General features: G+C 48.6%; 7 protein-coding genes (1 of these 7 only partly in view). 6 read left to right on the forward strand and 1 reads right to left on the reverse strand.

Features of this window, described 5'->3' with window-relative positions:
* Nucleotides 1-7: 7 nt before the first annotated feature.
* The 5 genes from ACI3EW_RS04345 (at nucleotide 8) to ACI3EW_RS04365 (ending at nucleotide 6,068) form a co-directional block, all read left to right on the forward strand.
* Nucleotides 8-1,111 carry a C4-dicarboxylate TRAP transporter substrate-binding protein gene (locus ACI3EW_RS04345; protein ID WP_117470036.1) on the forward strand — a complete coding sequence of 368 codons (1,104 nt, stop codon included), beginning with the start codon at nucleotides 8-10 and terminating at the stop codon, nucleotides 1,109-1,111.
* 85 nt (nucleotides 1,112-1,196) lie between these two features.
* Nucleotides 1,197-1,706 (forward strand): TRAP transporter small permease, encoded by a 510-nt coding sequence (locus ACI3EW_RS04350; protein ID WP_015552580.1) that lies wholly within the window; start codon nucleotides 1,197-1,199, stop codon nucleotides 1,704-1,706.
* A complete protein-coding gene (locus tag ACI3EW_RS04355; RefSeq protein WP_015552579.1) occupies nucleotides 1,699-2,985 on the forward strand; it encodes a TRAP transporter large permease in 1,287 nt (428 codons plus the stop codon). Before ACI3EW_RS04350 ends, ACI3EW_RS04355 begins: the two co-directional genes overlap by 8 nt.
* Nucleotides 2,986-3,082: 97 nt before the next feature.
* Entirely contained in the window at nucleotides 3,083-4,582 is a 1,500-nt protein-coding gene (locus ACI3EW_RS04360; RefSeq protein ID WP_015552574.1) for a tagaturonate reductase, read from the forward strand.
* Nucleotides 4,583-4,589: 7 nt separating this feature from the next.
* On the forward strand, nucleotides 4,590-6,068 hold the full coding sequence (locus ACI3EW_RS04365) for a UxaA family hydrolase (protein ID WP_117503430.1): 1,479 nt from the start codon (nucleotides 4,590-4,592) through the stop codon (nucleotides 6,066-6,068).
* A 417-nt stretch (nucleotides 6,069-6,485) separates the two neighbouring features.
* Here ACI3EW_RS04365 and ACI3EW_RS04370 read toward each other — a convergent pair whose 3' ends face one another.
* Nucleotides 6,486-8,108, reverse strand: coding sequence for a flotillin family protein (locus tag ACI3EW_RS04370; protein WP_405579656.1), 1,623 nt, complete (start codon nucleotides 8,106-8,108; stop codon nucleotides 6,486-6,488).
* Between the two features lie 385 nt (nucleotides 8,109-8,493).
* Here ACI3EW_RS04370 and ACI3EW_RS04375 point away from each other — a divergent pair, with 385 nt between their 5' ends.
* Nucleotides 8,494-9,817 carry the 5' portion of a hypothetical protein gene (locus tag ACI3EW_RS04375; protein ID WP_405579659.1) on the forward strand. It continues 242 nt past the right edge of the window, so the window shows 1,324 of its 1,566 coding nt (coding positions 1-1,324); it begins with the start codon at nucleotides 8,494-8,496; the stop codon falls past the right edge of the window.

Consider the following 9,817-nt stretch of genomic DNA (forward strand, 5'->3'; position numbering starts at 1 on the left):
AAACATTATGAAACTCAAAAAAGTTATGGCATTAACCATGGCAGGTGCTATGGCAGCAACAACACTTACCGCTTGCGGAAGCAGTTCTTCCACAACAGAGACAACAAAGGCAGCTGAGACAACAGCAGCCGCAGCAGCAGATACTACAGCAGCTGCAGCAGCAGATAACGGTTCTTCCGATGCTGAGACAGTTCTTCAGGTCGCTTTCGAGAACTCCATTTCCGAGCCGGTTGGACAGGGCTGGGAGAAAGCTCAGGAGATCATCAAAGAAAAATCCGGCGGCAAGATGGCAATCGAGATCTACCCGGATTCCCAGCTTGGTGATAAGTCTTCCCTGATCGACTCCATGCTTCTCGGCGAGAATGTCTGCACACTTGCAGACGGTGCTTTCTACGCTGACTACGGTGTACCGGATTTCGGTATCGTATTCGGACCGTTCCTGTTCGATTCCTGGGATCAGGTTTGGAAACTGGTTGATTCCGACTGGTACAAAGAGCAGTGTGGCAAGCTTGAAGAAAAAGGCTTAAAGATCATCGCTTCCAACTGGATCTACGGTGAGAGACATACTCTTACAAACGTTCCGGTCAACACAGTTGATGACTTAAAGGGATTAAAGATCCGTGTTCCGTCCAACGAGATCCAGTCCAAGGGCTTCGATGTACTTGGTGCAACATCCACAGGTATGGCACTTGGTGATGTTTATCAGGCTCTTCAGACAAAGACCATCGACGGTGCTGAGAACCCGCTTGCAACTCTGTACGGCAGAAAGCTTCACGAGGTTGCTAAATACTTAATCCTTGACGGACATGTAAAGAACTTCACAACATGGGTTGTATCCGCTGACTGGTTCAACAGCCTTCCGGAAGAGCAGCAGACATGGTTACTTGAGACAGCAGAAGAAGCTGGTGAGTACAACAACGAAGTACAGCAGGCTGCTGACGCTGAGTACCTTCAGAAGATGAAAGACGAAGGCGTAACTGTTGTTGAGCCGTCTGAGGAAGTTCTTGCCGGATTCAAGGAGAAAGCACAGCCGTTCTATGAGATGGGTGCTGACTTTGGCTGGAGCGATGGCCTCTATGACACAGTTAAAAAGGCTATGGGTGCTGAATAATCCATTTTGCAGTAAACGCATAAAGTAACTGTTCCCGGCGGATCTGTCCGCCGGGGCAGTTTCCTTGATAGGAGTCTGAAAATCTATGGAGAAGAAAGAAAATAAAGCTTCAGCGATCCTGATGAACATTGACATCGTTGTCGCTTCCATTATTCTTGCGATCCTGATCGTCCTGACATTCCTCGGCGTTGTATGGAGATATATCTTCAACGCACCATTTACATGGCTTGAGGAGGTTCAGACCTCATGTATGGTCTGGATCGTATTTGCAGGCGCAGGCGCGGCATTCCGCTCCGGCAACCATGTTGCGATCGAGATGATCGTGGACCTGATGCCGAAGAGCATGCAGAAGATCATGGAAATCCTGATTTCCATCGTAGTTGTAGTTGTAATCGGATATCTGTTCATGCAGAGCATCGGTTTCATCCAGGTGTTCGTAAAGAGCGGACGTTCCACCAGTATGTTAAAAATTCCGTATTCCTGGGTATACGGTATCGCGATCATATCCTATTTTGATATGATCATCAGCTATTTCTACGCCCTGTTCCACGGCGTAAAATCTGAGGCAAAGGAGGCAGCAAGCAGCAATGAGTAATGTGTTAATGTTATCTGCAATTGTGATGCTGGTTCTTCTTTTCTTCAAGGTTCCGGTATTTATCGCCGTCCTCGGCGGTTCCATGGTTTATTTCGTTATGAACCCGGGAATCAATACCGTTATCTTTGCCCAGCAGGCAATCATTGGTACTGAGAAAATTTCCCTTATGGCGATCCCGTTCTTCGTTTGTGCCGGTATTTTCATGAACTATACCGGTGTTACAAAGAGGATCATGGATTTCTGTGAGGTTGTAACAGGACGTCTTCCTGGCGGTCTCGCACAGGTAAACGTACTTTTATCCACCGTTATGGGCGGACTTTCCGGATCCAACATCGCCGATGCAGCGATGGAGTCTAAAATGATGGTTCCGGAGATGACAAAGAAGGGCTTCTCTCTGGAGTTCTCCAGCGTTGTAACAGCCGCTTCCTCCATGATCACACCGCTTATCCCGCCGGGAATCGCGATGATCCTTTACGGATGTATCGCGAACGTTTCCATCGGTAAGCTGTTCATTTCCGGCTTCGGTGTCGGAGGTCTTCTCTGCGTTTCCATGATGATCCTCGTAGGAGTGATCTCCAAGAAACGTGGCTATGGTCTTTTAACAACAGAAAAATTAACCTGGTCCAAATTCTGGACTGCTTTAAAACCGGCGATCCTGCCGCTGCTCCTTCCGATCATCATCATCGGTGGTATCCGTATCGGTATCTTTACAGCTACCGAGGCCGGAGCTGTAGCGATCCTCTACGCTGCATTCCTTGGTTTTATCTACCATGAGATGCACATCAAGGATATGATCCAGGGCTTAAAGGAGACTGTCTGCACGACAGCTTCTATCATGCTCATCGTATCCGCTGCGTCCGTATTCTCTTGGATCCTCACAAAAGAGAGAATCCCGCAGGCGCTGACAGCATGGATGCTTGCAAACATCCACAGCAAATATGTATTCCTGATCGTTGTAAATATCTTCTTACTGATCGTAGGTATGTTCATCGAAGGTAACGCTTCCATGATCATTCTGGTTCCGCTTCTTGCACCGATTGCTGCACAGTACGGAATCAACGAGATCCAGTTCGCAATGATCTACATCTTCAATAACGCCATCGGCGCATTATCACCGCCTATGGGAACCCTGATGTTCGTAACCTGCTCTATTACAAAGTGTAAGACCGCGGCATTCATCAAAGAAGCAGTACCGTTCTATATCCTGCTTATTGTCAACTTGATGCTCCTTACCTGGGTCGAGCCGTTTACCACATTCCTTGTAAATCTGTTCTATTAGGGTAAACTTGCTGCCAGATGGGGATCGCTATGATGCCCCGTCTGGCAGTTTTGATTTATATACCATGAATTCTTTTATATGAAGAAAGGAAATTATTATGGAACGCTTAAATTATGATGTTCTCAAAAAATCTGGTTATGATGGATATGTATTAAAAGACGCACCGGAGAAAGTTCTTCAGTTCGGTGAGGGAAACTTCCTTCGTGCTTTCGTAGATTACTGGTTCGACCTTGCAAATGAGAAGGCAGGCTGGAACGGAAAGTGCTGCCTGGTACAGCCGATCGCTCCAGGTCTTGCAAAGATGATCAACGAGCAGGAAGGTCTCTACACACTGTACCTTCGCGGAAGCGAGAACGGACAGAAGGTAGACGCTAAGAGAGTGATCTCCAGCGTAAACCGCTGCTTAAATCCGTATGAGAAAGAGGATTACGAGAAGATGATGGAGGTTGCTGCAAGCGACGATCTTGAGATCATCGTTTCCAACACAACAGAGGCCGGTATCCAGTATGATCCGTCCTGCAAACAGGATGACTGCCCGCCGTCCAGCTTCCCGGCAAAATTAACTCAGGTTCTCTATCATCGTTACAAAGCAGGAAAGAAAGGTATCATCATGCTTGCCTGCGAGCTGATCGACAACAACGGTAAAGAGCTCTTAAAGTGCGTAAACCAGTACATCGAGCAGTGGGGACTTGAGGACGGATTCAAGAAGTACGTAAATGAAGACTGCACATTCTGCGGTTCCTTAGTAGACCGTATCGTTCCGGGCCGTATCAAAGACGCAAACGAAGTTGCTGAGCTTGAGCAGAAGAACGGCTACGCTGACCCGCTTACAGATGTCGGCGAGGTATTCGGCGTCTGGGTCATCGAGGGCGATGAGAAGTTAAACGACATTCTTCCGTTCAAGAAAGCAGGACTTCTTGACAAAGTATTCGTAACACCGGATATGAGCCCGTACAAGAAGAGAAAAGTTAGAATCTTAAACGGCGCTCACACAGGTTTCGTACTCGGCGCTTACCTTGCAGGCGAGAACATCGTTCGTGACTGTATGCATGACGAGGTCATCAAGGGCTTCATGAACAAGATGCTCTACGATGAGGTTATCCCGACACTTCCGCTTGACAAGAACGACTTAATGCAGTTCGCATCCGCAGTACAGGATCGTTTCAACAACCCGTTCGTTGACCATGAGTTAATGAGCATCTCCTTAAACTCCACATCTAAGTGGAAAGCAAGAAACATGCCGTCCTTCCTTGAGTACATCAAAGAGACCGGTAAGCTTCCGGAGTGCCTGACCATGTCCTTAGCGGCTTATATCGCATTCTACAGCAATGACATCCAGGCTCTGACAGACGCAGGTCTTGTTTGCAAGCGTCCGGCCGGCAACGAGTACACCGTAAGCGATGACAGATGGGCACTTGAGTTCTACTATGCGCACAAGGATGACTCCGCAGAGGCTCTTGTAAACGCAGTTCTCACTAACGAGAAGATGTGGGATCAGGATCTCACAAAGATCGCTGGTCTTGAGGAGAAGGTTGTCGCTGACCTTAAGAAGATTCGCACGGAAGGAGCAAAGGCTGCATTTGCAAGCTGCCTTTAATTAACATATGAAAGTAATTCAGATTTCCAGACTGGATAACGTAGCGGTCGCTCTTCACCCAATCAAAAAGGGTGAGGAGGTCACTGCAGGCGGCATTACAGTCACAGCGCTTGAGGACATCCCACAGGGCCACAAGATCGCGTTAAAACCGATCAAAAACGGTGAGAATATCGTCAAATACGGCTTTGCCATCGGTCACGCGACAGCAGACGCAGAGGCCGGTGCATGGATGCACACCCACAACGTGAAGACAAATCTGGAAGGAGAGATGGAGTATACCTATACTCCGTCCCTCGACTTCCCGGAAAAAGTTGAGCCGGAGACCTTTATGGGCTTCCGCAGAAAAGACGGCCGCGCGGCGATCCGCAATGAGATCTGGATCATCCCGACCGTAGGCTGTGTCAATGATATCGCAAAGAAAATGGTCCGCGACAATCAGGATCTTGTGAAAGGCACCATTGACGGACTCTATACATTCCCGCATCCGTTCGGCTGCAGCCAGACAGGCGCAGATCATGCACAGACAAGAAAGCTTCTTGCAGCCCTTGTCCGTCATCCGAACGCAGCCGCTGTTCTTGTATTAGGACTTGGCTGTGAGAACCTGACCCATGAGCAGTTCCTGGAAGAGCTTGGCGATTACGACCATGATCGTGTAAAATTCCTGACCTGTCAGGAAGTGGATGATGAGTTTGAGGCAGGAAGAAAGCTTCTCGAGGAATGTTCCGCATACGCGGCGCAGTTTGAGAGAGAGCCGATCCCGGTCAGTGAGCTTGTTGTCGGCATGAAGTGCGGAGGCTCCGACGGACTTTCCGGCATCACCGCAAACCCGACTGTCGGACGTTTCAGCGATATGATGGCAGCCAGAGGCGGTTCTACTGTGCTTACAGAGGTTCCGGAGATGTTCGGAGCGGAAGGTTTCTTAATGAACCGCTGTGTAAATAAAGAAGTATTCGACAAAGCCGTCAACATGATCAACGGCTTTAAGAACTACTTCATCAGCCACCACGAGGTCGTATACGACAACCCGAGCCCAGGAAACAAGCAGGGCGGTATCACCACCCTTGAGGATAAATCCTGCGGATGTGTCCAGAAGGGCGGTACAGCCCCGATCATGGACGTTATCGGCTACGGTGATCCTGTTGTCACAAAGGGACTTAATATGCTTTACGGACCAGGCAATGATCTGGTATCTGCAACAGCCATGACGGCTGCCGGAGCGCACATGATCCTGTTCACAACAGGTCGCGGAACACCGTTTGGTGCACCGGCTCCGACCTTAAAACTGGCGACAAACAGCCAGCTTGCGGAGAGAAAGAAAGGCTGGATCGACTTCGATGCCGGTCCGATTGCTGACGGCGAGACCATTGATGATGCTGCGAAGAGACTTCTGCAGCTTGTGATCGAGGTTGCCGGCGGAAAACAGACAAAAGCCGAGGAGAAAGGTTTCCGCGAGATCTCCATTTTTAAAGACGGTGTTGTGCTGTAATAACAGCTTCACAATTTTTTATGTTTCCCTTATAGAGACACTCACTTTTGGTCAGAGATGGCCGGAGGTGGGTGTCTTTTTTGAGTAATAGGAACTTCCGAGTAATTCCCTATTATATAAAAGACAGTCACGTGCCAATGATATGCATTCGCGCGAAGATGTAGACTGTCACAAGCAACCGCGCGGGGCGCGAGAATATGCCAGGGCACATTCATTGTACGGAGCATCCGAACCTGCCGCTTGCGGCAGGTTCAGTGGGCGTCCGCGTGGGATCGTCCTATATTTTAAAAGACCCCGGCAGTGTCCTGTGAGAGACACTGCCGGGGGTAAGTAGGGGGAGTATGGGTATGACGATTGGAATCAGTCTGTAAGTCTACATTTACCATGCTGGGGAAGGAGCGGGACTAAATAATGTAATTATGAGGTGTGGTTCTCCGGAACAGTTTCCGCGTCTGGTGTGGACGGTATTGCTGAATCACCCGTGCCGGAACTTAAATCGGAAGTACCGGATTCGGGTTCTGCGGCTGCGGGATCTGCAGTCTGTTCACGATGTACAGCCGGGATCGTAAGTCCGCTGACATTAATATTCCGGTTCACCTTCGCGTCATACGTCTGCGCTTTCAGGATATCCCTGAAATCCACACCGGTGGCCTCGGACATGGTGTCGAAAACCTGCTGCATGACAGCAGCTGTATTTCCGGAGATCTCGCTGACTCCGCTGCCGTTTGTACCGTTTGCACCTCCGGTTCCGTAGATATTGACTTTGTCGATAGAAGACAATGGCTTCGCGATCTCTGCGGCCATCTGCGGCATAATGCCTACTAACATCTCGACGATAGCAGCGTTATTGTACTTCGCGTAAGCTTCCGCTTTTTTCTCCATACCTTCCGCCTCAGCGACGGCCTTTGCCTGGATCGCAGCCGCCTCCGCCTCTCCGCGGGCACGGATTCCGGCGGCTTCCTGCTCCGCCTGATATCTTGTGGCATCTGCCTTTGTACGCATGGCTTCCGCTTCTTTTTCTAACTCATATTTTCTGGCTTCCGCTTCACGCTGGCGTTTTGCAAGCATCGCCGCCGCCTCCTGCTCGACCTTGTAGCGCTCCGCATCTGCTTTCTTGTTGACTTCTGCGTCTAATTGCTGCTGTTGTACGGCAACTTCCTGCTTCCGAAGCTCTGCTTCGCGCTCCGCCTTTGCGATCTGGGCATTCACGGTAGCTGTCTGGATCGTTTTTTCCTGTTCCTGCTTCTGGATCTCATAAGCAGCGTCCGCCTCCGCTTTTTTCGTGTCGGAGTGCTTCTGAAGCTCCGACTTACGGATCTCCAGCTCATTATTTTTCTCCGCGATCTCTGTCTCCGCAAGTACGCGGGCATCGTTGGCAGATTTGTTCGCTTCTGCCTGGGCGATAGCGATATCGCGGTCTGCCTGGGCTTTTGCGATCGCGGCATCTTTCTTGATCTTTGAGGTATTGTCGGCACCAAGATCCCGGATCAATCCATTATCGTCAGTGACATTCTGGATATTACAGGACAGGATCTCGATTCCCAGCTTATCCATGTCCTTGGATGCCTTTAGCATAACCTGATCAGAGAAAGAATCACGGTCGGTGTTGATCTCCTTTAAGGAGAGAGTACCGATGATCTCACGCATGTTTCCCTGAAGGGAATCCTGGAGATCCATGGTGATATCCTCGGGCTTCTTATTTAAGAAGTTTTTTGCTGCCAGACGGATCCCTTCCTGAGATGGGGTGATCCGTACCTTGGCAACCGCATCGACATTGACATTGATAAAGTCGTTTGTCGGAACGGACTGTTCCGTCTTGATATCGACGGTCATCTGTCCGAGATACAAACGGTCCATCCGTTCAAAGAACGGGATCCGTATTCCGGAACGTCCGATGAGGATCTTTGCGTCATGCTTAAGACCGGAAATAATATAAGCCTGATCCGGCGGAGCTTTCACGTATCCACATGCGATAAGGACAAGGATCAGAATCAGAATGACTGCAATGGTGATAGGGATGATCAGATGATTCAAATTCATAGAAACTCCTTTCTGGACCTTGACTTTTGTTGCGAAATTCTCGTGTGTAACAGAACCGTTTGAGGAATTCCCTGTTACATATAAAGGCACATTCCTTTTCGTTAAATTCACAGTATCAGAAAATATCAGAAAATACAATACAATAAAATAAGATGTAAGAATACGTAAGAGGAATGTAATTGAAATGCCATAAAATTGCCACATAGATTACACCTTTCTTAAAATTGAACACTGCAGGTTGATAGAGGAAAAAGTTATGGTATATTTATAGATAGAAGAGGTGGATCGTGTCGAAATATAAAATGGACTGCATTGGTTGTTTACTGTTATGTACCACTTGAAAGAGGTGGGAGTCTTCTCGACTGAGATAAAAGGGAGGGATCGCATGGATACCAGGATCTGGATGCAGGAGTCGTTTTGGGAGAGTACAGAGGAACAGAATGGGAAAGAGAGTCCGCAGGAAAACGCTGGACATCTCTCAAAAGACCAGTATGAAAACGGCAGAAATAAGCCGGTGGATCAAAAGACAAGTCTCTGGCAGCAGACGTATGAGAATATCTTGGTTGGGATGGGAATGTGTGTGATCACGCTGAACTTTCTTCTATTAAATTATATCCTGCCTTCGATCGGTATTTTGATGATCTTTCTGGGACTGCGGAGATTAAGGAGAGAAAACCGATGGTTTCGGAGTGCATATGGGCTTGCTGGGATCAAACTGCTTCTTACGATATTTCTTCTGATCGTTGGAACATATATCGGCAGGGAAAGAATCGAAGCAGCAGAAGCTTGGAAGATAGTTTCTATTCTCGTTGGAATCTTGCCGCTGCTAATTTTTATCTGTTTCTTTTACGGTTTAACCATCGAATTAAAGAAACGTGGTGAAAAGGCGGAAAAAAACAATCTGATCCATATGATCCTCTGGTATGCGCTTGTCGCGTGTCTCGCACATATCGCTGGCGGAAATTATAATGATCTTATCATTGGACTTATTTTTCTGGCAAACTATATCCAGATCCTTATGGCGACCAGTCGTATGGCAGCACGCCTGGAAAAAGCCGGATATATTCTGGGAGAATATCCGGAGCGGATCCCGAATGGAAAATGCGCGTGGGCTGCTGTTCTTGTGACGGCTGTAGGGATTTTGATCGGATATGGATTTTTGGGTTCGTACCGTATGAACTGGGCAGAGAAAGAGACGACGACAAATGCGGAGTGCGAGGAGATCCGGACACATCTTTTGTCCCTTGGATTTCCGGAAACGATCCTGGATGATCTGAAGGAGGAAGATCTCTTGGAATGCCGGAATGCGAGACGGGTTCTTACTGAGACAAATGATTATCCGATCAATGATGGAGTGGAAGTTGCAGTTTCACAGGATGGCTATACGCAGTATTCGAGAGAATATGAAAAGAAGGAACTGAGACTCAGCGGGGTTGCCGTGGAACTGGAAAAAGAAGGAACATGGAAGGTGATCCATCATTTCCGTTGGACAGAAGCTGTACGTTTCCGGGGGACAGAGGCGTTGCAGCTCTTTCCTGCTTACCGGGAGAGCGGGAGCGCATGGATCGGACAGGGTGATCTGACTGGGCAGGTTCTCTATGACAGAAACGGAACATCGTATCAGGCGGAGTACGCGGTACTGGAAGACAGCACGTATGAAACGGGAGAAAACTGGCCGTTTTATCAGAGCAGGGAATCGAGCAGCATTT

Origin of the sequence: Pilosibacter rotomagensis (genome assembly GCF_045062245.2) — a bacterium.
Lineage (GTDB): Bacteria > Bacillota > Clostridia > Lachnospirales > Lachnospiraceae > Pilosibacter.